At 72.3% G+C, this 21433-nt stretch carries 24 protein-coding genes; 13 read left to right on the top strand and 11 right to left on the bottom strand.

Annotated features, from left to right (window positions below; translation table 11 throughout):
• The first annotated feature begins 10 nt into the window (after positions 1 to 10).
• Positions 11 to 1489 (top strand): sensor histidine kinase, encoded by a 1479-nt coding sequence (locus ACFFJG_RS16795; RefSeq protein WP_378519929.1) that lies wholly within the window; start codon positions 11 to 13, stop codon positions 1487 to 1489.
• A 4-nt stretch (positions 1490 to 1493) separates the two neighbouring features.
• Here the strand turns inward: ACFFJG_RS16795 and ACFFJG_RS16790 are convergent, their stop codons facing one another.
• Positions 1494 to 1745 (bottom strand): WhiB family transcriptional regulator, encoded by a 252-nt coding sequence (locus tag ACFFJG_RS16790; RefSeq protein WP_056601527.1) that lies wholly within the window; start codon positions 1743 to 1745, stop codon positions 1494 to 1496.
• A 175-nt stretch (positions 1746 to 1920) separates the two neighbouring features.
• On the opposite strand from ACFFJG_RS16790, the gene ACFFJG_RS16785 reads away from it, so the two are divergent.
• Complete coding sequence (locus ACFFJG_RS16785; protein WP_378519928.1) at positions 1921 to 2328, top strand: hypothetical protein; 408 nt, start codon at positions 1921 to 1923, stop codon at positions 2326 to 2328.
• A 7-nt stretch (positions 2329 to 2335) separates the two neighbouring features.
• Here the strand turns inward: ACFFJG_RS16785 and ACFFJG_RS16780 are convergent, their stop codons facing one another.
• The 3 genes from ACFFJG_RS16780 to sodN all read right to left on the bottom strand — a co-directional run bounded on the left by ACFFJG_RS16780 (position 2336) and on the right by sodN (position 4150).
• Positions 2336 to 3184, bottom strand: a complete 849-nt coding sequence (locus tag ACFFJG_RS16780) for an RNA polymerase sigma factor SigF (protein WP_378519927.1) — start codon at positions 3182 to 3184, stop codon at positions 2336 to 2338.
• Positions 3171 to 3584 (bottom strand): ATP-binding protein, encoded by a 414-nt coding sequence (locus tag ACFFJG_RS16775; protein WP_378519926.1) that lies wholly within the window; start codon positions 3582 to 3584, stop codon positions 3171 to 3173. The genes ACFFJG_RS16780 and ACFFJG_RS16775 overlap by 14 nt, the downstream gene beginning before the upstream one ends.
• A 164-nt stretch (positions 3585 to 3748) precedes the next feature.
• Positions 3749 to 4150 carry a superoxide dismutase, Ni gene (gene sodN / locus ACFFJG_RS16770; protein ID WP_056601510.1) on the bottom strand — a complete coding sequence of 134 codons (402 nt, stop codon included), beginning with the start codon at positions 4148 to 4150 and terminating at the stop codon, positions 3749 to 3751.
• 54 nt (positions 4151 to 4204) lie between these two features.
• On the opposite strand from sodN, the gene ACFFJG_RS16765 reads away from it, so the two are divergent.
• Positions 4205 to 4585: a S24/S26 family peptidase gene (locus ACFFJG_RS16765; protein ID WP_378519925.1), complete on the top strand. Its 381-nt coding sequence runs from the start codon at positions 4205 to 4207 to the stop codon at positions 4583 to 4585.
• Positions 4586 to 4605: 20 nt separating this feature from the next.
• Complete coding sequence (locus ACFFJG_RS16760) at positions 4606 to 5778, top strand: NAD(P)-dependent malic enzyme (RefSeq protein WP_378519924.1); 1173 nt, start codon at positions 4606 to 4608, stop codon at positions 5776 to 5778.
• A gap of 21 nt (positions 5779 to 5799) precedes the next feature.
• On the opposite strand, the gene ACFFJG_RS16755 is transcribed toward ACFFJG_RS16760, so the two are convergent.
• Positions 5800 to 6222: a GNAT family N-acetyltransferase gene (locus tag ACFFJG_RS16755; RefSeq protein WP_378519923.1), complete on the bottom strand. Its 423-nt coding sequence runs from the start codon at positions 6220 to 6222 to the stop codon at positions 5800 to 5802.
• Between the two features lie 57 nt (positions 6223 to 6279).
• Between ACFFJG_RS16755 and ACFFJG_RS16750 the strand changes: the two genes are divergently transcribed.
• A complete protein-coding gene (locus ACFFJG_RS16750; RefSeq protein ID WP_378519922.1) occupies positions 6280 to 7938 on the top strand; it encodes an alpha-amylase family glycosyl hydrolase in 1659 nt (552 codons plus the stop codon).
• Positions 7939 to 7972: 34 nt separating this feature from the next.
• On the opposite strand, the gene ACFFJG_RS16745 is transcribed toward ACFFJG_RS16750, so the two are convergent.
• Entirely contained in the window at positions 7973 to 8263 is a 291-nt protein-coding gene (locus ACFFJG_RS16745; protein ID WP_378519921.1) for a hypothetical protein, read from the bottom strand.
• Positions 8264 to 8337: 74 nt separating this feature from the next.
• Between ACFFJG_RS16745 and ACFFJG_RS16740 the strand changes: the two genes are divergently transcribed.
• Both ACFFJG_RS16740 and ACFFJG_RS16735 read left to right on the top strand, forming a co-directional pair.
• Positions 8338 to 8742, top strand: a complete 405-nt coding sequence (locus tag ACFFJG_RS16740; RefSeq protein ID WP_378519920.1) for a VOC family protein — start codon at positions 8338 to 8340, stop codon at positions 8740 to 8742.
• Positions 8739 to 9014, top strand: coding sequence for a winged helix-turn-helix transcriptional regulator (locus ACFFJG_RS16735; RefSeq protein WP_378519919.1), 276 nt, complete (start codon positions 8739 to 8741; stop codon positions 9012 to 9014). The genes ACFFJG_RS16740 and ACFFJG_RS16735 overlap by 4 nt, the downstream gene beginning before the upstream one ends.
• Before the next feature lie 20 nt (positions 9015 to 9034).
• On the opposite strand, the gene ACFFJG_RS16730 is transcribed toward ACFFJG_RS16735, so the two are convergent.
• Positions 9035 to 10462, bottom strand: coding sequence for an amidase family protein (locus ACFFJG_RS16730; protein WP_378519918.1), 1428 nt, complete (start codon positions 10460 to 10462; stop codon positions 9035 to 9037).
• A gap of 172 nt (positions 10463 to 10634) precedes the next feature.
• On the opposite strand from ACFFJG_RS16730, the gene ACFFJG_RS16725 reads away from it, so the two are divergent.
• Positions 10635 to 11051: a hypothetical protein gene (locus tag ACFFJG_RS16725; protein WP_378519917.1), complete on the top strand. Its 417-nt coding sequence runs from the start codon at positions 10635 to 10637 to the stop codon at positions 11049 to 11051.
• Positions 11052 to 11093: 42 nt separating this feature from the next.
• Positions 11094 to 11840: an HpcH/HpaI aldolase family protein gene (locus ACFFJG_RS16720; protein WP_378519916.1), complete on the top strand. Its 747-nt coding sequence runs from the start codon at positions 11094 to 11096 to the stop codon at positions 11838 to 11840.
• A gap of 19 nt (positions 11841 to 11859) precedes the next feature.
• Here ACFFJG_RS16720 and ACFFJG_RS16715 read toward each other — a convergent pair whose 3' ends face one another.
• Positions 11860 to 12558: an ANTAR domain-containing protein gene (locus ACFFJG_RS16715; RefSeq protein WP_378519915.1), complete on the bottom strand. Its 699-nt coding sequence runs from the start codon at positions 12556 to 12558 to the stop codon at positions 11860 to 11862.
• Between the two features lie 130 nt (positions 12559 to 12688).
• Here ACFFJG_RS16715 and ACFFJG_RS16710 point away from each other — a divergent pair, with 130 nt between their 5' ends.
• Both ACFFJG_RS16710 and ACFFJG_RS16705 read left to right on the top strand, forming a co-directional pair.
• Entirely contained in the window at positions 12689 to 13657 is a 969-nt protein-coding gene (locus ACFFJG_RS16710; RefSeq protein ID WP_378519914.1) for a zinc-binding dehydrogenase, read from the top strand.
• Positions 13654 to 14349, top strand: coding sequence for an SDR family oxidoreductase (locus ACFFJG_RS16705; RefSeq protein ID WP_378519913.1), 696 nt, complete (start codon positions 13654 to 13656; stop codon positions 14347 to 14349). Before ACFFJG_RS16710 ends, ACFFJG_RS16705 begins: the two co-directional genes overlap by 4 nt.
• Before the next feature lie 12 nt (positions 14350 to 14361).
• Here ACFFJG_RS16705 and ACFFJG_RS16700 read toward each other — a convergent pair whose 3' ends face one another.
• A complete protein-coding gene (locus tag ACFFJG_RS16700; RefSeq protein ID WP_378519912.1) occupies positions 14362 to 14979 on the bottom strand; it encodes a TetR family transcriptional regulator in 618 nt (205 codons plus the stop codon).
• 145 nt (positions 14980 to 15124) lie between these two features.
• On the opposite strand from ACFFJG_RS16700, the gene ACFFJG_RS16695 reads away from it, so the two are divergent.
• Positions 15125 to 16210 carry a ferredoxin reductase gene (locus tag ACFFJG_RS16695; protein WP_378519911.1) on the top strand — a complete coding sequence of 362 codons (1086 nt, stop codon included), beginning with the start codon at positions 15125 to 15127 and terminating at the stop codon, positions 16208 to 16210.
• A gap of 33 nt (positions 16211 to 16243) precedes the next feature.
• Positions 16244 to 17332 carry a fatty acid desaturase family protein gene (locus ACFFJG_RS16690; protein WP_378519910.1) on the top strand — a complete coding sequence of 363 codons (1089 nt, stop codon included), beginning with the start codon at positions 16244 to 16246 and terminating at the stop codon, positions 17330 to 17332.
• Positions 17333 to 17335: 3 nt separating this feature from the next.
• Here the strand turns inward: ACFFJG_RS16690 and ACFFJG_RS16685 are convergent, their stop codons facing one another.
• Together ACFFJG_RS16685 and ACFFJG_RS16680 are read right to left on the bottom strand one after the other, a co-directional pair.
• A complete protein-coding gene (locus ACFFJG_RS16685) occupies positions 17336 to 17512 on the bottom strand; it encodes a DUF6104 family protein (RefSeq protein ID WP_183079702.1) in 177 nt (58 codons plus the stop codon).
• 12 nt (positions 17513 to 17524) lie between these two features.
• Positions 17525 to 21382 carry a multifunctional oxoglutarate decarboxylase/oxoglutarate dehydrogenase thiamine pyrophosphate-binding subunit/dihydrolipoyllysine-residue succinyltransferase subunit gene (locus ACFFJG_RS16680; RefSeq protein WP_378519909.1) on the bottom strand — a complete coding sequence of 1286 codons (3858 nt, stop codon included), beginning with the start codon at positions 21380 to 21382 and terminating at the stop codon, positions 17525 to 17527.
• Between the last annotated feature and the right edge of the window lie 51 nt (positions 21383 to 21433).

Genomic DNA, 21433 nt, shown 5'->3' with positions numbered 1-21433 from the left:
GGCTGGCCGCGTGCCCTCCCTCCACGAGCTCGTGCGAGCCCACACCGACCTCGTCGAGGACGACGTGGCGTGGCTCCAGCTGCTCATGGCCGACTGGCAGATCCTGGCCGACCTGTCCTTCGCCGACCTCGTCCTGTGGCTGCCCGACCGGGAGGGCAAGGGCTACTGGGCGGGCGGCCAGATGCGCCCGACGACCGGCCCGACCGCGCTCGTCGACGACGTCCTCGGCACGTTCATCCCGATGGGACGCCGCCGGATGCTCGACGAGGCGCTCGCGTCGGGGCGGCTGGTCCGCGAGGGCGACCCCGAGTGGCGTGACGACGTGCCGGTGCGGGTCGAGGTCATCCCGGTGCGGCGCGCCGGGCAGGTGATCGCCCTGGTCGCGCGCAACACCAACCTGCTCGGCGTCCGCACCCCCAGCCGGCTCGAGCTGAGCTACCTGCAGACCGCCGCCGAGCTGACGCAGATGATCGCGGCCGGGCACTTCCCGCTCGCCGGGCAGCGCAGCGACCACGCCGACTCGCCGCGCGTCGGTGACGGGTTCGTGCGCCTCGACCCCGCGGGGCGGGTCGTCTACGCCAGCCCCAACGGCCTCTCGGCCTACCGCCGGCTCGGGCTCCAGGGCGACCTGGCCGGGCTCGTGCTCGCCGACCTGACCCGCGACCTCGTGCCGCCGCGCCGTCGCCCCGACGAGGAGACGCTGAGCGCCGTGCTCGGCGGTCGCGACGGTCGCGCCACCGAGGTCGGCACCGAGGAGGTGACCCTCATCGTGCGGAGCATCCCGCTGCGACCGATGGGGGAGCGCAGCGGCGCGCTGCTGCTGGTGCGCGACGTCAGCGAGCTGCGTCGCCGCGACCGCGAGCTGGTCACCAAGGACGTGACGATCCGCGAGATCCACCACCGGGTGAAGAACAACCTGCAGACGGTCGCGGCGCTGCTGCGCCTCCAGGCACGGCGCACCTCCGCCGAGGACGCGAAGTCGGCGCTCGAGGAGGCCGTGCGCCGCGTCGGGTCCATCGCGATCGTGCACGAGACGCTCAGCCACGCGGTCGAGGAGACGGTCGACTTCGACGAGATCGCCGACCGGCTCGGCTCGATGGTCGTCGACGTCAGCGGCGTCGAGGTGCCGGTGCGGGTGGTGCGCGAGGGCTCTTTCGGCAAGCTGCCCTCGGAGGCCGCCACGCCCCTCGCGATGGTGCTCACCGAGGTGCTGCAGAACGCCGTCGAGCACGGCTACGCGGACCGGCCCGCGGGGGCGACCCCGGCGACCGGGCGGGTGGTGGTCACCGCCCGCCGGATCGTCGGACGGCTGCACGTGGTCGTCGAGGACGACGGGCGGGGCCTGCCCGAGGGCTTCGACCTCGACGGCTCGACCCAGCTGGGCCTGTCGATCGTGCGCACGCTCGTCGAGTCCGAGCTCGGCGGCGTGCTCGAGATCGGCCCCGGCGTGCGTGGCGCCCGGGTGCAGGCGGACCTGCCGCTCGAGTGAGCCGTCAGGCCGTGCGGATGCGGGCCCGGGCGTTGCGACGCTTCAGCGCGCGGCGCTCGTCCTCGCTGAGACCGCCCCAGACACCGTGGTCCTGCCCGGCCTCGAGGGCCCAGGCGAGACACTGCTCACGCACCTCGCACCGACGGCACACCTGCTTGGCCTCCTCGATCTGGAGGATCGCGGGACCGGTGTTGCCGATCGGGAAGAACAGCTCAGGGTCCTCGTCGAGGCATGCGGAGCGGCTGCGCCAATCCATGGGGTGGGGGATCCCTCTTTCTACGTCACAGGCTGGTGCTGTTTTCGGACGATCAGCTGGCCCGGGCGCCATCAGGGGCGTGCCTCAGCACGCGGCGCAGCGACCAGACTTGCAAGAATGGAACGTTCACACAACCCCCAGGGGTGGTCGTGTCCGTCACAACTAGGGTTGGCGCGTGTCCGAGAACCCCGCCCCCGCGACCGTGGTACCCCCTCCGCTCGTCGTCGCCGCCTCGCTGGCGCTCGTCGAGGCGCTGGTGATGGCGGGCCTGGGCCTGCTCGAGCTGGCCAACCTGCGGTCGGTGCGGCTGACGATGGGCGTGACCACCACGGCCTTCTTCCTGGCTGCGGGAGCGGGTCTGGCGTGGTGCGCGTGGTCGCTGTGGAGGCTGCGGCGATGGGCGCGCGGCCCCGTCGTCATGGCCCAGCTGATCGTGCTCGGCCTGGCGTGGAACCTGTGGGCCGACGGCCCCCGCCTGCTCTCCGCGCTGCTCGCGGTCGTGGGCCTCGTCACCGTCGCCGGACTGGTCCACCCGGCCAGCACCCGGGTGCTGGAGGTCGACGACCCCGACCGCCTGCTCTAGTCCTGCTCTAGTCCTGTTCGAGCGACGTGCGCAGCTGGGTGAGGGTGCGGGTCAGCAGCCGGGAGACGTGCATCTGGGACACGCCGATCTCCTCGGCGATCTGCGACTGCGTCATGTTCTTGAAGAAGCGCAGCAGCAGGATCCGCTTCTCGCGCTCGCCGAGGCCCTCGAGCAGCGGCTTGATCGACTCACGGATCTCGACGTGCTCGATGCTGGCGTCCTCGACGCCCAGCGAGGCGAGCATGGCCGGCGGACCGTCGTCGGAGTCGTCGGTGGCGTCGAGGGAGAGCGTCGCGTAGGCGTGGCTGGACTCGATGCCCTCCATGATCTCCTCGACGGTGCAGCCGATGACCTCGGCGAGCTCGCGGGGCGTGGGGGAGCGGCCGAGCTTCTGGGTCAGCTCGCCGGTCGCCCCACCGATCTGCATCCGCAGCTCCTGCAGCCGCCGCGGGACGCGGATCGCCCAGCCCTTGTCGCGGAAGTGGCGCTTGATCTCGCCGATGACCGTCGGCGTGGCGTAGGTCGAGAACTCGACGCCGCGGTCGGTCTCGAAGCGGTCGACGGCCTTGATCAGGCCGATCGTGCCGACCTGCAGGAGGTCCTCGAACGGCTCGCCGCGGTTGCGGAAGCGGCGCGCGCAGTGCTCGACCAGCGAGAGGTGCAGGTGCACCAGGTCGTCGCGCGCGAGCGCGCGCTCGCCGGCGCCGGCGCTGTCGTCGTGCAGCACCGCGAAGAGCTCGGCGCTGCGCGTGCGGACCTGCTCGACGGCGCTCGGCGGCGCCTCGTCGAGCGTGTCAGCGGCTGTGGCCCCCACTGTGTCGTCCCCCGTGTCGTCGACCATGTCAGTGGTGGACACCTGTCGTTCCCGCAGCGACCTGCGACGTCATCGTGAACCGGACGCGGAAGCGCCCGTCCTCGGGTCCGGCGGCGGCGTCCTGGGCCATGGTGTCGAGCACCTGCCAGGCGAAGCTCTCGGTGTCGAGCGGCGGCTCGTCGACGGCCTCGGTCTCCAGCGTCACCGTCATCGAGCCCGGGCCGAAGTAGAAGCAGGCGACCAGGTCGGCCCCCGGGTCGGCCTCGGGGATCACCAGCGCCGAGGCCTCACCGATGGCGATGCGCAGGTCCTCGATGTCGTCGATGGTGAAGTCGAGCCGCGCGGCGAGGCCCGCGGCCGTCGTGCGGACGACGGTGGCGTACGCGCCCTCGGCGGGGAGCCGGAGCTCGACGTCGGCGCGGCCCCCGTGGTGATCTGCCATCTGCGTCAACGTCTCCGTCCTCCGAGCTCGAGTGCTGGCCCACACCCTAGCCGGGTGGGGGTACGACGACGCCCCGGTCGCGAGGACCGGGGCGTCGGGACCAGGCACGAAGCAGCAAGCTGCTCAGAAGAAGGCCTGAGCAGCCGCGACTCCGTCGCGTCTGGTCAGGCCTTCTTCGTCTCCCAGAAGATCTCCGCGATCTCGTCGATCTTGGCGAGCAGCTCGTCGGCCTTCGCGGCGTCGAGCTCGCCCTTGGTGCCCGAGGCGCCGGCCAGCTTGGTGGCCTCGTTCACGAGGGTGTGCAGCTGGGGGTACTTCTCGAAGTGCGGGGGCTTGAAGTAGTCGGTCCACAGCACCCAGAGGTGGTGCTTGACGAGCTCGGAGCGCTGCTCCTTGATGAGGATGGCGCGGGTGCGGAAGTCCGGGTCGTCGTTGTCGGCGACCTTGGCGATGATCGCCTTGATGGACTCGGCCTCGATGCGCGCCTGGGCGGGGTCGTAGACGCCGCAGGGCAGGTCGCAGTGGGCGGAGACCTCGACGGTCGGTGCAAGCAGGTGGCGAAGCATCGGATTCCTCTCGATCAGGAAGGGGGACTGCATTCGGCTGCGACACTACTCCGCGTGCAGTGGCGTCGGCAGCGGGGTCTCGCCCCCGAGGGTGGAGGTCGGGGCGCGCCGTTCGGCACCGCCGTGGTGCGCGGCCGCTCGATGCTGCCGGGGCTGCGCGAGGGCGACCTGCTGCTCGTCCGGTACGGCGCCCGGGTGCGCCCCGGCGACCTCGTCGTGGCCCGGTTCGTCGACGGCACGCTCGCGGTCAAGCGAGCGGTCGAGCAGCGTGCGCTGAGGGACGGGACAGCGGGCTGGTGGCTGCTGAGCGACAACCCGGGCGCGGGCGTGGACTCGCGCCACCGCGGCCCGGTGGCGAGCGACGCGGTGCTGGGCGTCGTACGCCTGCGGCTGTGGCCTTCCCCACGCGTGGGACGGCGGCTGCGGACCCCCTGAGCTGTGCCAGTATCGCCGCCATGGCTTCGCACCCGCACGCTGGTGACCCCGTGTTCGACCTGCACCTCGGCGGCAAGATGGAGATCCTCTCCACCACCGCCCTGGCCGGCCCGGAGGAGCTGTCCCTCGCCTACACCCCCGGGGTGGCCCGGGTGTGCGAGGCGATCGCGGCGGACCCGTCGATGACGCAGCACTACACGTGGGTGCCCAACACGGTGGCCGTGGTCACCGACGGCACGGCGGTCCTGGGCCTCGGCGACATCGGCCCCGCCGCCGCGATGCCGGTGATGGAGGGCAAGGCGGTGCTGTTCAAGCAGTTCGGCGGCGTCGACGCCGTGCCGATCTGCCTCGACACCACCGACACCGAGGAGATCATCGAGACCGTCGTCCGGCTCGCGCCGAGCTTCGGCGGGATCAACCTCGAGGACATCTCCGCCCCGCGCTGCTTCGAGATCGAGGCGCGCCTGAAGGAGCGGCTCGACATCCCGGTCTTCCACGACGACCAGCACGGCACGGCCGTCGTCGCCCTCGCCGCGCTGACCAACGCCCTCAGGCTGACCGGGCGCGACCCCGGCACGGCCCGCGTCGTCGTGCAGGGCGCGGGCGCCGCCGGCGTCGCCGTCGCGCGGATCCTGCTCGAGGCCGGCGTGCACGACGTCGCCGTCCTCGACCGGCAGGGCGTCCTCAACTCCAAGCGCTCCGACCTGACCCCGGTGAAGGCGGCGCTCGCCCGCGACACCGCCGACCGGCACGGCCGCCGCGGCAGCCTCGCCGACGTGATGGACGGCGCCGACGTCTACATCGGCGTCTCCGGCGGCCAGGTGCCCGAGGAGATCGTCGCCTCGATGGCGCCCGACGCGATCATCTTCGGGCTCGCGAACCCGACGCCCGAGGTGCACCCCGACCTCGCCCACAAGTACGCCCGCGTCGTCGCGACCGGCCGCTCGGACTTCCCGAACCAGATCAACAACGTCCTCGCGTTCCCCGGCATCTTCCGCGGCGCCTTCGACGTGCACGCCACCGCGATCACCGAGGGCATGAAGGTCGCCGCCGCCACCGCGCTGGCCGAGCTCGTCGGCGACGACCTCCGCGAGGACCTCGTCATCCCCTCGCCCTTCGATCCCCGCGTCCCCGGCGCGGTGCGCGAGGCCGTGGCCGCGGCTGCGCGAGCGGACGGCGTCGCCCGGCGCTGAGCCGGCGGGGTCCTCGGGGACTCAGAGCTGCTTGCGCAGGTGCACGTCGTCGCGTCCGGGCGTCGGGACCGCGTCCCAGCGGAAGATCTCCTCGTAGCCGAGCCGCTCGTAGAACGCGGGCGCCTGGAACGTGAACGACGTGACGAACACGTGTGTGCAGCCGCGGTCCGCGGCCTCGCGCTCGAAGGCGCCCAGCAGGCGGCCGCCGAGGCCGGAACCGCGCTGGTCCTCGTGGACCCAGGTCATCCCGATCCCCGCGGCGTCGCCCCAGGTCCAGCCGGACACGCCGGCGACGAGCCGACCGTCGTGCTCCACCTTGACGGTCAGCTCGCGGGCGGGCGGGACGCCCGGCGTCGCGGCCTTGTTGAACCGGTCGAGCTCGTCGTTGAGCCGCTGGTCAAGGGACGGGTCGGCCTCGCCGACCACGGGCTGGAGCTCGGGCATCGCGCGAGCGTACCGACGTCGCCGGCACGTCGGGTGGGACCTGCCTAGGATCGCTGCATGGCGGGGGACTGGTTGGCCGACGCGGTCGTGTACGAGATCTACCCGCAGTCGTTCGCCGACTCCGACGGCGACGGGATCGGCGACCTCCGCGGCGTGATCGACCGCCTCGACCACGTCGCCTCGCTGGGCGTCGACACGATCTGGTTCAACCCGTGCTTCGCCTCGCCGTTCGTCGACGCGGGCTACGACGTGTCCGACTACCTCACCGTCGCTCCGCGCTACGGCACCAACGACGACCTCGTCGAGCTCGTGGCGCGGGCGCGCGAGCGGGGCATCCGGGTGCTGCTCGACCTCGTCGCCGGGCACACCTCGATCGAGCACCCGTGGTTCCAGGCCGAGCTGCACGCCGACGGGCCGAGCCCCGAGGGCGACCGGTACGTCTGGTGCGAGCAGCTGCCGGAGTGGGCGTGGGGCTCCGACATCCCGGGGACGCCGGCCTGGGTGGCCTCGCCCGGCCCGCGGCCGGGCTGGTACCTCAAGAACTTCTACGACGAGCAGCCTGCGCTCAACTTCGGCTGGACCGAGACGCCCGCCGACGAGCCGTGGCGCGACGGCGTCGACGACCCGGGGCCGAGGCGCAACAAGCAGATGCTGCGCGAGGTGCTCGACCACTGGCTGAGCAGGGGAGTGGCCGGCTTCCGCGTCGACATGGCCTTCTCGCTCGTCAAGGACCACCACGGCAAGAACGCCGGGGCGCTGGCGGCGACCCAGGTCTGGCGCGACCTCCAGGCGTGGCTCGCGACGGCGCACCCCGACGCCGTGCTGATCCCCGAGGGCACGGAGCCGCGGACCGGCGACGCCCTGGGCTTCGACGCCGACTTCATGCTCGTCATCCACGCCGGGCACGCGAGCCTCTTCGACAACGGCGGCGCGGGCGTGCTGCCGTTCCAGCCGCCGGGGGACCCGTTCTTCCACGCCGACGGCCTCGGCTCGACGCGGACGTTCCTCGAGGGCTGGGCGGCCGCCAAGGCCGACGACCCCGCCCGTCCGGTGCTGATGGGCACGGCCGACCACGACTTCAGCCGGCTGCGCACGGACCCGCGCACGCCCGAGGAGCTCGGCGCGGCGCTGACGTTCCTCTTCACGTGGGGCACCGTGCCGTCGCTCTACTACGGCGACGAGATCGGCATGCGCTACCTCCCCGGCCTACCCGACAAGGAGGGCTCGATCTGCAACCCGGGCTACAACCGCTCCGGGTGCCGCACCCCGATGCAGTGGGACGCCTCGCCCAACGCGGGGTTCTCGACCGCGGCGGCCGACGACCTCTACCTGCCGGTCGACCCGTCGCCGGACCGCCCGACCGTCGCCGCGCAGGAGCAGGACCCCGGCTCGACGTTGAACCTCGTGCGCCGGCTGGTCGCGCTGCGGCGCGCGACCCCCGCGCTCGGTGGTCGTGCTCCGACCACCGTGCTGCACGAGGGCTACCCCTTCACCTGGCGGCGCGGTGACTCCCACGTCGTGGTCGTCAACCCGCGCCGCGAGCCCGCCTCGGTCGGGGTCGACGGGCTCGACGGCGCGACGGTGCTGCTGGGGGAGGGCGTGTCGGTGACCGCGGCCGGGCTGGACGTCGACGGCTTCGGCTACGCCGTCCTCGGCCTCGCCGGTCAGGTGCAGCAGGGCTCGACGCCGTCGGTGACGGCGGAGGCCGCAGACTGAGCCCGTGAGCGCGGCGTACGAGGGCCGCCGCGCCCTACCCCTCCGGCTGCTGGGCGCGCCGGCGGCCGAACCGGAAGCCCGCGCCCGCGGCGAGGGCCAGGAGCCCGAGGGCAGCGAGGCCGGTGCCGGCCAGCTGGGCTCGCGAGACGAGGAAGGTCGAGCTCCAGCCCCCGGTGCGGTCCTCGCCGGCGAACCAGCTGGGGTTGCCGCCCGGCGTGTAGGCGAACCAGCCGAAGTCCTCCGGCGCCTCCTGCGTGGTCAGGGCGAGCGCGCCGCCGACGAGCACGAGCGCGAGGCCGAGGACCCACCAGAGATGACGACGCATGCGCTCAGTATCGCCGACGCCCGGCTTCGGGCTCACTCCTTGACGGGACGCTTGCATTTTGCAAGTATCCGGCCATGAGCCTCTTCATCACCTGCCCGGTCGACGACGTCGAGCGCGCGAGGGACTTCTACACCGCCCTCGGCTGGACCCTCAACGCCGACATGTCCGACCACAACGTCTCGTGCTTCGCGATCGCGCCCGAGCAGTACCTCATGCTCGGCAGTCGCGAGATGTACGCCGCCGTCGGCGGCGCCGAGGAGCTGGTCGGCGGCCCCGGCACGCCGTCCAAGGTCACCGTGTCGTTCGACCTCGCCAGCCGCGAGGCGGTCGACGAGCTCGTCGAGCGCGCTCGCGCGGCCGGCGGCCGGGTCGGCGACACCGACGACTACCCGTTCATGTACCAGCGCCAGTTCGACGACCCCGACGGCTACCACTACTCGCCGTTCTGGATGAAGCCGGACGCGCAGCCCACCGCGTGAGCGGTCTCGCCGCCGCGCTCGAGGTCGTCGGCTCGCGCTGGGCGCTGCTCGTCGTGGAGCGGTTGCTGGAGGGCCCGCAGCGCTACGGCGACCTCCAGCGCGACCTGGGCGTGCCCACCAACATGCTCGCCACCCGCCTGCGCGAGCTCGAGGCCGCCGGGGTGCTGACCCGGCTGCCGCTGCACCACAACACGCGGGCGTACGCGCTCACCGAGCGTGGGCTCGCGCTGCGCGACGCGATCGAGGCGCTGGCGCGCTGGGGCGGGGCGTGAGCCGGGAGGCTCGGCCGTCGTCAGACGAACGTCGCGAACGTGGGCGCGGCGAGGGGGCCGGTGCTCCGGTCGCGTGCCTGCTCGTACCCGTGGGCGATCTCGATCAGCGTGGCCTCGCTCGCGCCGGTGCCCCAGAACGACACGGCCACCGGGAGGCCGGCGGCGATCTCGGTGGGGACGGTGACCAAGGGATAGCCGGCGATCGCGCTGGGTGCGGTGCAGCCGCCGGCGAACCAATCGGGGTTGACCAGGTCGATCGGGCTCGCGGGCGGGTACGACGGCGTGACCAGGGCGTCGAGGTCGTGCTCGCGCAGCACCTGGTCGATGCCGCCGTCGCGGGTGGCCGCGAGACCCCTGGAGCGTGCGGCGAGGTGCTCGCGGCTGCCCTCCCGCGGACCGGCCAGCGCTCGCTCGAAGAGCGACTGGCCGAAGTGGGCGAGCTCGGTCGCGGAATGGGCCCGGTTGAACGCCACGACGTCCTCCAGCGTGCGCGGCACGTCCCCGCTGCGGGAGGAGAGGTAGTCCTCGACGCCTGACCGGAGCTCGGCGAGCAGCACGAGCAGCTCGTCCTCGCCCAGCTCGTCCCCGAACGCCGGCAGGTCGGTGCCGTCGACGATGGTCGCTCCCTCGGCGGCGAGGAGCGCAAGGGCTCGCTCGGCGGCCGCGTCCGCGTGCGGCGAGTAGCCCCAGTAGGTCGCCCGCGGCACCCCGATCCTCTTGCCGGTCAGGCGGCCCGGCACGGCGTGCGCTGCGTAGTCGGTGCCGTCCGCTGCGAGCACGGTCAGGAGCGACGCGGCGTCGCGGACCGTCGTCGCCATCGGACCCGGTGAGTCCTGCGAGCGTGAGATGGGCACGACCCCGTCGGTCGGGACGGTGCCCACGGTCGGCTTGATGCCGACGCACCCGTTGAACGCCGCCGGGCAGGTGATCGAGCCGTCGGTCTCGGTCCCGACCGCGAGCGGTGCGAGGCCCGCCGCGACGGCAGCACCGCTGCCGGAGCTGGAGCCACCGGCGGACCGGTTGAGCGCGTAGGGGTTGCGGGTGAGTCCGCCGTAGGCGCTCCAGCCCGACGTCGACGCCTCGTCGCGGATGTTGGCCCACTCCGAGAGGTTGGTCTTGCCCAGGACGACCACGCCCGCGTCACGCAGCCGCTGCACGAGCGTGGCGTCCCGGCCGGGGGGCGGTGCTGCGGCGAGCGCGAGCGACCCCGCGGTGGTCGGCAGGTCGTGGGTGTCGATGTTGTCCTTCACCAGCACGGCGCGTCCGTGCAGCGGGCCTCGGACACGCCCGGCCGCGGCCTCGCGGTCGAGGGCGTCCGCCTGGGCGAGCGCCCCGGGGTGCAGCGTGCAGACGGCGTTGACCAGCGGGTCGACCGACTCGATCCGGGCGAGCAGCTGCTCGACCGCCGCGCGGGAGCTGCCGGGGGCGGGGGCGGGGGACGACACCATGGCCCGAGTCTGCCCCAGTCCACCCCGCCGACCGTGATGGGTCGGGCATCGAGAGGGACGTCCGTGGGCACCGGACGCCATGGATGCGCAACGGAGCACACGGAACAGGATCGCGACGCTGGGGACAGCCGCGGCGCAGGGGGCCGCTGCCGGGCTCGTCGGGGTAGCCGTGATGACCGCCGGCGAGAAGCTGGAGCAGGCCGTCACGCACCGCGGCAGCTCCTACGTACCGGCTCGGGCGCTGCTGACCCTCGTGGGGCAGCACCCCTCGGTTTACGACACGCCGTGGGCGTGGAACCACGCGATGCACTGGGGAACCGGTGCCACCCTCGGTGCGCTGCGTGGTGTCTGGGCAGCCACCGGCATTCGGGGCAGCCGGGCGAACGCCGCACACACCGCCGTCAGGCTGGCCTTCGACCAGACGGTCGAGAACGCCACCGGAGTCGGCGCTCCGCCGTCGACCTGGCCCCCCTTCGAGCGTCGGGTCGATGTCGTGCACAAGGCGGTGTACTCCCTCGTCACCGGCTGGGTGGCTGACCGCTGGATCGCACCCCGGCTGCAGTCGCAGCGCGGCACCGTCAGCCGCTGACCCAGGTCGTCGCAGCCCGGCGGGTCGGGGCAGGATGGCGCCATGGTCATCGACGAGGACGTCCTACGGCACCGGTGGTCCGAGGGGCAGCCGTGCCACGGGCTCTGGAGCCTCCTGCCGGGCGTGGTGACCGCGGAGGTCCTCGCCGGGACCGGTCCCGACTTCGTCGTCGTGGACCTGCAGCACGGGGCCGTGACGGAGGCCGAGCTCCCCGGGATCGCCGCCGCCGTCCGGGCGGCCGGCTCGGTGCCGCTGGTGCGGACCCGCAGCCCGCTGTTCGCCGACGTCGGCCGCCCCCTCGACCTCGGCGCCGGCGGCGTCATCGTGCCGAACGTGCGCGACGCCGACCACGCCCGGGAGGTCGTCGCCGCCACCCGCTACGCCCCGGCCGGTGGGCGGTCCATCGGTCGCCTGTCCGGGGGAGCCGACCAGCCGCTCGTCGTCGCCATGGTGGAGACCAGGACGGCGCTCGACGACCTCGACGCCATCCTGGCGGTCGAGGGGCTCGACGGGATCTACGTCGGCCCGGGCGACCTCTCGCTGTCCCTGGGCCTCTCAGGAGCAGAGCGCGCCGACGACCTGCGCACGGTCCTGTCCTCGATCGTGGCCCGCGCCGTCTCCGCCGGCGTGCCGGTGGGCGTCCACGCCTACGACGGCGACGCCGCCGCACGCCACGCCGCCGAGGGCGCGACCATCGTGACCGTCGCCGTGGACTCGGTCTCCCTGCGCGAGGTCATGACCCACCACCTCGACGTCGCGCGCGGCCGCAAGGAGACCAGGGACGCCTGACCACGGCACGTCCCGAGGATCACTCGTCGAGGTACACGTCCACCAGGATCGCAGCCAACGTGTGGACCGGGACGCCGGCTCGGCTGGCCGACTCGTGGAGCTGGGTGCGCGCCTGGTCCACCGAGAGGCCGCGCTCGGCGGCGAGGATCCCGGTCGCGGTGTCCACCAGCGCGGTGTGCTTGAGCTGTGTCGGCGCCTGCTCAGCGGCGCGGCGGGTCGCGAACGAGAGGTCGGCGTTGGCGACCGCACCCGACGCCCAGGCGCCGAACACGTCCGCGAGGACCTCGCTCTTGCCGACGAAGGTGTCCTCCTCGCGGCCGTACAGGTTGACCGTGGAGACCACGACGTCGTCGTCGACCACGGGCAGGGTCAGTGTGCTCTGCACTCCCGCGGCTGCGCTCGCGCGGGCGAAGTGGTGCCACTGTCGCTCGTTCAACAGGCCGTCGGGCGTCGCGATGCCATGACCGAGGTGGATGGCGTCGACGCACGGACCGCTGGTGGCGTACTGGACGGCGTCGAGAGCGGCGATCTGCTCCCCGGAGGCGACGAGGGTGAAGGTCAACCCACGCTCGTGGTAGCCCAGGCTCACCCCGACGAGCCCGGGCACGAGCTGCTCTGCGCGTGAGGCGGTCGCCGTCAGCTGGTCCAGCAGGCTGCCGTCATCGAGGTACAGATCGACCTCGCCGAGCGCCTGGAGGGTCTCCGGGATCGGTTCCACGCCCGGTGGTACCCGCGACCGCGCCGTCACATTCCAGACGACTCGCCGTGCGCCACGAGGGCGGACACCACGCCCGGGTCCTCGAGGCCCCCACCCCGTCGGACACCGGTCCCTCGCTAGGGTCGGAGGCATGTTCGCCGTCTACGCCGAGTCCTTCTCCTCCGACGACCCGCTGGGCGGGCTGGTGGTGGGGGAGCGTCCCGATCCCGAGGTGCTCGAGGGGTGGGCCACGGTGACGGTGAAGGCCGCCAGCCTCAACCACCACGACCTGTGGTCGCTGCGCGGCGTCGGCCTGCGCGAGGAGTCGCTGCCGATGATCCTGGGCTGTGACGCGGCCGGGCTCGACGAGGACGGCAACGAGGTCGTCGTGCACGCGGTCATCGGCGACCCGGCGTGGGGCGGCGACGAGACCTACGACCCGAAGCGCTCGCTGCTCTCGGAGAAGCACCAGGGCACGTTCGCCGAGAAGGTCGTCGTCCCGCGGCGCAACCTCGTGCCCAAGCCCGGGTCGCTGTCGTTCGAGGAGGCGGCCTGCCTGCCGACCGCGTGGCTCACCGCCTACCGGATGCTCTTCACCCAGGGCCGGCTCACGCCCGGCGAGACGGTGCTGGTGCAGGGCGCCGGTGGCGGCGTCGCCACCGCCCTCATCGTGCTGGGCCGGGCCGCGGGCCTCCGCGTGCTCGCGACCAGCCGCGACGAGGCCAAGCGCGCGCGGGCCGTCGAGCTCGGCGCGCACGAGGCGTACGAGTCCGGCGCCCGCCTCCCGGTCAAGGTCGACGCCGTGATGGAGACCGTCGGCCGTGCGACCTGGAGCCACTCGATCCGCTCGCTGCGCCCCGGCGGCCGCATCGTCATCAGCGGCACCACCTCGGGTCCGCAGCTCGACGACGCCGAGCTCACCCGCATCTTCTTCCTCCAGCTCGCGGTGATCGGCTCCACGATGGGCACCCGCCACGAGCTCGACGGCCTGGTGAGGTTCCTCGACGCCACCGGCACCCGCCCGCTCGTCGACCGCACGCTGCCGATGGAGCAGGCGCGCGACGGCTTCGCCGCGATGGCCGAGGGCGACGTCTTCGGCAAGATCGTGTTCACCCGGTGAAGCACGTCGTCACCGGCGCCGGCTCCGGCATCGGCCATGCGCTCGCCCGCCGGCTCACCGACCGCGGCGACGAGCTGGTGCTCGTGGCGCGCAGCCGGTCCCGCGCGACCGACCTCGGGCGGGAGTTCCCCCGGGCGCAGGTGCTGGTCGCCGACCTCACCGACCCCGGCACCCTCAACGGGCTCGGCCGGCAGGTCGACGGGGGAGTCGACACGCTGCTCCACGTCGCCGGCGTCGTCGACCTCGGGCCCGTCTCGTCGCTGCGCCTGGCGCAGTGGGAGGAGCAGGTCGCGGTCAACCTCACCGCCCCGGCCGTGCTGACGCGCGAGCTGCTGCCGCACCTGCGCCTCGTGCGTGGAACGGTCGTCTTCGTGAACTCCTCGGCCGGTCTCACCGCGAGCCCCGAGTGGTCGGCGTACGCCGCCTCGAAGTTCGGCCTGCGCGCCCTCGCCGACGCGCTGCGCGCCGAGGAGGTGGAGCACGGCGTCCGGGTCAGCACGGTCTACCCGAGCCGCACCGCGACCCCGATGCAGGAGAAGGTGCACGAGCAGGAGGGGCGCACCTACGACGCCTCGCGCTGGATCAGCGTCGACACGGTCGTCGACACCATCGTGCACGTCATCGACCTGCCGGGCGACGCCACCATCCCCGACGTCACGGTCCGACCGGTCGTCCCGCGCCCCGGCACCTGAGCGGCACGAGCCTCAGCGCGAGCGCCAGTTGACGGCGCCGACCAGCAGCATCCGCAGCTGGGTGCGGGCGTCGGCGAGCACGCGGTCCTCCGACTCGGGGTCCTCCACCAGGCGCTCGGCGATCGTCACCACGAAGGAGACGACGAGGTCGGCGAGCAGGCCGATGTCGGCACTGGAGTAGTGCTCGGCAGCGCCGCTGCGGGCGATGTCGGTGGCGAGCTCGCGGGTGATGAGGTCGATCTCGCGACCGATCGCCTCGCGCACCCGGGGGGGACCTGCGGTGCGCTCGCGCGCGATGAAGGCGTAGTGGGAGCGGTTCTCCCGCACGTGCTGGGCCACGATCGGCAGCGAACCGTCGATGAAGTCGCGGTACTCCGGGGCATGGCGCCACACGTCGAGCAGCATCAGGCGCAGCGCCCGGAAGCTCTCGTCGACCAGCGCGAGGCCGAGCAGCTCCAGCGAGCCGAAGTGCCGGTAGAAGGCCGTCGGCACCACCCCGACCTGCTTGGCGACCTGGCGCAGCGAGATGGCGGCCAGGTTGGAGTCGGCTGCGAGCGCGAGCGCGGCGTCGAGGATGGCGCGACGGGTGCGCTCCTTGCGCTCGGCGCGCGACTCCGGCTCCTCGGGCATGGCCGCGATCGTAGGGCACTGCGGCCCTCCCGGGTGGACGAGTGTGCACCTCGCGTGCGTCGGATCACGCGCCGCGACGGTTGACGAGGTGGGGCGACGCGGCCATATTTGAGTGAACATACGTTCACCAAGATCGGAGGACGGGATGAGCACCCTCACCCGGATCGCCCGCTCGCGCACCCTCGCCGCGCTCGCCTCGCCGCACGGGGTCGACCACTACCTCTCGCGGATCAACCCGATGTGGGCGGCGCACGAGGTGCGCGCCCGCGTCGTCGACGTCCACCGCGAGACCAGCACCCCCGGCGCCCCCGTCGCGACGCTGACGCTCCAGCCGACGCCCACGTGGCGCGGCCACCGGGCCGGCCAGCACGTCCAGGTCGGCCTCGACCTGCCCGGCTCGGCCCGGCGCGCCACCCGGTGCTTCACCGTCTCCTCGGCCGCGTCACGGCCGGGGGAGCCGATCACCCTCACCGTCCGCGCCCACGCCGACGGCCAGGTCAGCCGCTACCTCGTGGACGCCGAGCCCGGCCTCGTGCTGCACCTCTCGCAGGCGCAGGGCGACTTCACGCTCCCTGTCAGCCCGGCCACCCCCGGCATCGACCCGCTGCTGTTCATCACCGGCGGCTCCGGCATCACCCCGGCGATGTCGATGCTCCGCACCCTCCTGCGCGACGGGTACGACGGTCGTGCCGGTCGCCGCGTCACCTTCCTGCACTACGCCCGGTCCGCCGAGGACCAGGTGTTCGCCGACGAGCTGGCCCGGATCGCCGCCGCCGACAACGACGTCACCGTCCACCTGCGCCACGGCGTCCGGGTCAGCGAGCACGAGCTCCGCCGGCTCGCACCGGGGCACCGGGAGACCGACACGTTCCTGTGCGGGCCCGCGCCGATGATGGACGCGGTGCGCGAGCTCTACGCCGGCTCCGACCGCCTGCGGACCGAGCAGTTCAAGCTCGCGGTCACGCCCAGCGGGACGGCCGAGGGTGCCGTCACCTTCGCCGCCACCGGCCGCTCGGTGCCCAACACCGGCGCCTCCGTGCTCGAGCAGGCCGAGCAGGCCGGGCTCGCGCCTGCGTCCGGCTGCCGGATGGGCATCTGCTTCACCTGCACGACCCGCAAGGCCGAGGGAACCGTGCGCCACGTGCTCACCGGCGCGGAGTCCTCGCTGCCCGACGAGGACATCCAGATCTGCGTCTCCGCACCCGTCGGCGACTGCGTCGTCGACCTCTGAGACCCACCCGGACCCACCCGGACAGGAGCCACCATGAAGCCCCACCTGACCCCCGCCCAGCTCGACGCCTTCGGCGAGGAGATGGACGCCCTGCGGCGTCGTGTCCTGGCCGACCTCGGCGAGGACGACGCGGCCTACATCCGCACGGTCGTGAAGCGCCAGCAGCAGATGGAGGTGCTCGGCCGTGCGCTGTTCTACCTCCCGCCCGCCTGGCCGCTCGCGGTGGCCGCGCTCTCGGTCTCGAAGATCCTCGAGAACATGGAGATCGGCCACAACGTCATGCACGGCCAGTACGACTGGATGGGCGACCCTCACCTCAGCTCACGCGTCTACGAGTGGGACAACGTGTGCCCCAGCGACCAGTGGCGCTACTCCCACAACTACCTGCACCACACCTTCACCAACATCCTCGGAAAGGACCGTGACATCGGCTACGGCGTCCTCCGTATGGACGAGGACCAGCCGTGGCACCCCTACTACCTGGGCAACCCGCTCTACGCGTTCCTGCTGATGGTCTTCTTCGAGTGGGGCGTGGCGATGCACGACCTCGAGGTCGAGAACCTCGTCAACGGCACCCGCCGCCTGGAGGAGAACAGGGCCCTGCATGCGGCGATCATGCGCAAGGTGCGCCGCCAGGCGCTCAAGGACTACGTGCTGTTCCCGGCGCTGACCGGCCCGCTCCTCCCGCTGACGCTCGCCGGCAACGCGGCCGCCAACCTGGTGCGCAACGTGTGGGCCTTCACCATCATCTTCTGCGGCCACTTCCCGGCCGGGGCGGAGACCTTCACGGCCGAGGAGTGCGCGGACGAGAGCCGCGGGCACTGGTACTACCGCCAGGTGCTGGGCTCGGCCAACATCTCCGGCAGCCCGCTCTTCCACGTCATGACGGGCAACCTCAGCCACCAGATCGAGCACCACCTGTTCCCCGACCTGCCCGCCCGACGCTACCCGCAGGTCGCCGACGAGGTGCGGGAGATCTGCGAGCGGTACGGCATCGCCTACACGACCGGTCCGCTGCGCCGGCAGCTGGGCAGCGTGGCGCGCAAGATCTGCCGCCTCGCCCTGCCGGGACGGCGCGCGCCGGAGGATGAGCCGGCAGCCGCCGACCCGCTGGCGGCCTAGGCCTCAGTCCTCCGGGTCGTCGAGGCGGGCCAGCCAGGTGGCCAGCCGCTCGACGGCCGTCTCGAACTCGGGGTGGGTGTCGACGAACGCCTGCATCTGGTCGGCCAGCCACGCCAGGGTGACCTCCTCGTCACCCCGGCGCTTCTCCAGCTCCTCGAGCCCGCGATCGGTGAAGTACACCCGCCGCGCCCCTCAGTAGTCGTGGCCGGCGGTCCGGGGCTCGGCGAACGCCGCGTCGAGGAGCGTCTTCTGCTCCTCGGTGTGGCGCTTGACCGTGCCGACGGACGGCGAGGCGGAGGCCGGGCGCGTCACCGGCTCGACGGTGACGTCGAGCTGCGGCCACACGTTGAGCTGGTAGTGAGGCCACGGGCCCATGTTGCGCGGCTCGTCCTGCACCCAGCGGATCGCCTTGAGGTTCGGGTACTTCGCGACCTCCGCGCGGATCTCCTCCACCGGGTTGGGGTAGAGGCGCTCCACGCGACCGATGGCGAACTTCTCGCCGTTGTCGCGCTTGCCGCGCTCGACCATGAGGTCCCAGGTCACGCGACCCGAGCACATGATGAGCGTCTCGACCTTCGACGGGTCGGCCGCGTCGTCGCCGATGAACGGACGGAACGTCGTGCCGCCGACGAAGTCCTCCGGCTTGGAGGCCGCCTCCTTGCGCTTGAGCATCGACTTCGGGGTGAAGACGATCAGCGGGCGGTGCTCCTCGCCGAGCGAGTGGCGGCGCAGCAGGTGGAAGTACGACGCGGGGGTCGAGGGCTGGGCCACCACCATGGCGTCCTCGGCCGACATCGTCAGGAAGCGCTCGATGCGCGCCGACGAGTGGTCGGGTCCCTGTCCCTCGTAGCCGTGGGGCAGGAGCAGGACGACGCCCGACTGCTGGCGCCACTTGGTCTGGCCCGCGGAGATGAACTCGTCGATGACGGTCTGCGCGCCGTTGACGAAGTCACCGAACTGCGCCTCCCACAGCACCAGCGCCTCGGGACGGGCCACGGAGTAGCCGTACTCGAAGCCGAGCGCGGCGTACTCCGAGAGCAGCGAGTCGTAGACGTGGAACTTGGCCTGGTCCTCGGTGAGGTTGGTCAGCGGCGTCCACTCGTCGGCGTTGGTGCGGTCGATGATGGTGGCGAAGCGCTGCACGAACGTGCCGCGACGCGAGTCCTGTCCGGCCAGGCGCACCGGACGGCCGTCCATCAGCAGCGAGCCGAAGGCGAGGATCTCGCCGGTGCCCCAGTCGATCGGGCCCTCGGTGATCGCGGCGGAACGACGCTGCAGCTGCGGCATCACCTTCGGGTGGACGGTGAAGCCCTCCGGCGGCGTGACGTAGGCGTCGGCGATCCGCTTCAGCACCTCGGGGGAGACCGCGGTGTGGAACTCGCCGGCCGGCTTGTCCGGGTAGTCCGGGACGGTGGTCCACTCGGTCGGCGCCTCCGAGCTGGCCTCGCGCACCTCGGTGAAGACCCTCTCCAGCTGCTGCTGGTAGTCCTTGAGGACCTGCTCGGCCTCCTCGATCGTGATGTCGCCACGACCGATGAGCGACTCGGTGTAGAGCTTGCGCACCGAGCGCTTCTGCTCGATGAGGTCGTACATCAGCGGCTGCGTGTAGGAAGGGTCGTCGCCCTCGTTGTGGCCGCGGCGGCGGTAGCACACGAGGTCGATGACGACGTCCTTGTTGAACGCCTGGCGGTAGTCGAAGGCGAGCCGGGCCACGCGGATGCAGGCCTCGGGGTCGTCGCCGTTGACGTGGAAGATCGGCGCCTGGACCATCCGCGCCACGTCGGTGGCGTAGAGGGAGGAGCGCGAGGAGCCCGGGGCGGTGGTGAATCCGACCTGGTTGTTGATCACCACGTGCACGGTGCCGCCGGTGCGGTAGCCGCGCAGCTGCGACAGGTTGAGGGTCTCGGCGACCACGCCCTGGCCGGCGAACGCGGCGTCGCCGTGCACCAGCAGCGGCAGGACCGGGAAGTCCTCGCCCTTGCGGTCGAGGATGTCCTGCTTGGCGCGCGCGATGCCCTCGAGCACCGGGTTGACCGCCTCGAGGTGCGAGGGGTTCGCCGCCACGGAGACGTTGATCTTCGCGCCGGAACCGGCCACGAACTCGCCCTCGGCGCCGAGGTGGTACTTCACGTCGCCGGAGCCCTGGACCGTGCGCGGGTCGATGTTGCCCTCGAACTCGCGGAAGATCTGGCTGTACTTCTTGCCCACGATGTTGGCGAGCATGTTGAGCCGGCCGCGGTGGGCCATGCCGATGGTGACCTCGTCGAGGCCGGCCTCGGCGGCCGCCTCGCAGATCTCGTCGACCAGCGGGATCGTGGTCTCGCCGCCCTCGAGGCTGAAGCGCTTCTGCCCGACGAACTTGGTCTGCAGGAACGTCTCGAAGGCCTCGGCCTGGTTGAGCTTGAGCAGGATCCGCAGCTGCTCCTCGCGGGGCGGCTTCACGTGCGGCTGCTCCACGCGCTCCTGGATCCACTTGCGCTGCTCGGGGTCCATGATGTGCATGTACTCGATGCCGGTGGTGCGGCAGTAGGAGTCGCGCAGGATCCCGAGGATGTTGCGCAGCTTCATGAAGCGCCGGCCCTCGCCGCCGAACGAGCCGGTGGCGAACTCGCGGTCGAGGTCCCACAGGGTCAGCCCGTGCGACTCGATCTCGAGGTCGGGGTGGCTGCGCTGGCGGTACTCCAGCGGGTCGGTGTCGGCCATGAGGTGGCCGCGGACCCGGTAGGCGTGGATGAGCTCGAGGATGCGCGCCTGCTTGACGATGTCGTCGTCGTGGCTGGCGACGATGTCGCGGGCCCAGCGGATCGGCTCGTAGGGGATGCGCAGCGAGCGGAAGATCTCGTCGTAGAAGTCGTTCTCGCCCAGCAGCAGGGCGTGCACGCGCTTGAGGAACTCGCCCGACTGCGCACCCTGGATGACGCGGTGGTCGTAGGTGGAGGTCAGCGTCATCGCCTTGCTGATGGCGTTGCGGTTGATCGCTTCCTCCGAGGCGCCCTGCCACTCCGGCGGGTACTCCATGGCGCCGACGCCGATGATCGCGCCCTGCCCGGCCATCAGGCGGGGTACCGAGTGCACGGTGCCGATGCCGCCGGGGTTGGTGAGCGACATCGTGGTGCCCTGGAAGTCGGCGACGGTCAGCTTGTTGTCGCGCGCCTTGCGGACCATGTCCTCGTAGGCGGTCCAGAAGGCGGCGAAGTCCATCGACTCGGCGGCCTTGATGTTGGGGACCAGCAGCTGGCGGGTGCCGTCGGGCTTCTGCATGTCGATCGCCAGGCCCAGGTTGATGTGGGCCGGGGTGATCAGGTTCGGCTTGCCGTCGATGACGTCGTAGCCGACGTTCATCTCCGGCATCGCCTTGAGCGCCTTGACGAGGGCGTAGCCGATGATGTGGGTGAAGGAGACCTTGCCGCCGCGTGCGCGGGCGAGGTGGTTGTTGATGACCGTGCGGTTGTCCCACAGCAGCTTGACCGGCACCGAGCGCACGGAGGTCGCGGTCGGCACCGACAGCGAGGCGTCCATGTTGGCCGCGGTGCGGGCCGGGGCGCCGCGCAGGACGGTGTAGGTCGGCTGGTCGCTGGCCTCGCTCGGCGCGGACGGCTTCGGGTCCTTGGCCACGGGCGTGCTGGTGCCCTTGGCCGGCTCGTCGGCGGCGGCCGCCGGGCGCGGGGTGGACTTCGGGGCCGACGGCTGCGAGGCGGCGGGCGCGGGCTTCGCCGCGGCGGCCGGGGCGGCCGGGGCGGCCTTGGCCGCCGGCTGGGCGGGGGCGGGCGCGGCCTGCTTCACGGGGGCGGCCTGCTGGGCCGGCGCGGCCGACGTCGCGGGCGCGGCCTGCGCGGGCTGCGCCGACGTCGCAGCCGGCGTGGACCCGTTCGCGAAGTAGCGGGCCCACTCCGGGGCCACGCTGGCCGGATCCTTGTCGTACTGCTCCTTCATCTCCTCCACGAGCCACTCGTTGGCTCCCAGGTCAGAGGATGGAGCAACCGAGGAATGGTTGCCGGACTGCCCGTTCGGGGACTGCGCCACGCTTGTTTCGCCTCTTCCAGATCTCATCGCGCGAGGGTTGGACCAAAGTCGCTCTCAAGGCTAGTCGTACACGCCCGC

The sequence above is a fragment of the Nocardioides zeicaulis genome (assembly GCF_042432345.1).
Classification (GTDB): Bacteria; Actinomycetota; Actinomycetes; order Propionibacteriales; family Nocardioidaceae; genus Nocardioides; species Nocardioides zeicaulis.
Note: the sequence above shows the minus strand (reverse complement) of the source record. Positions and strands in the feature narration are given on the sequence as shown.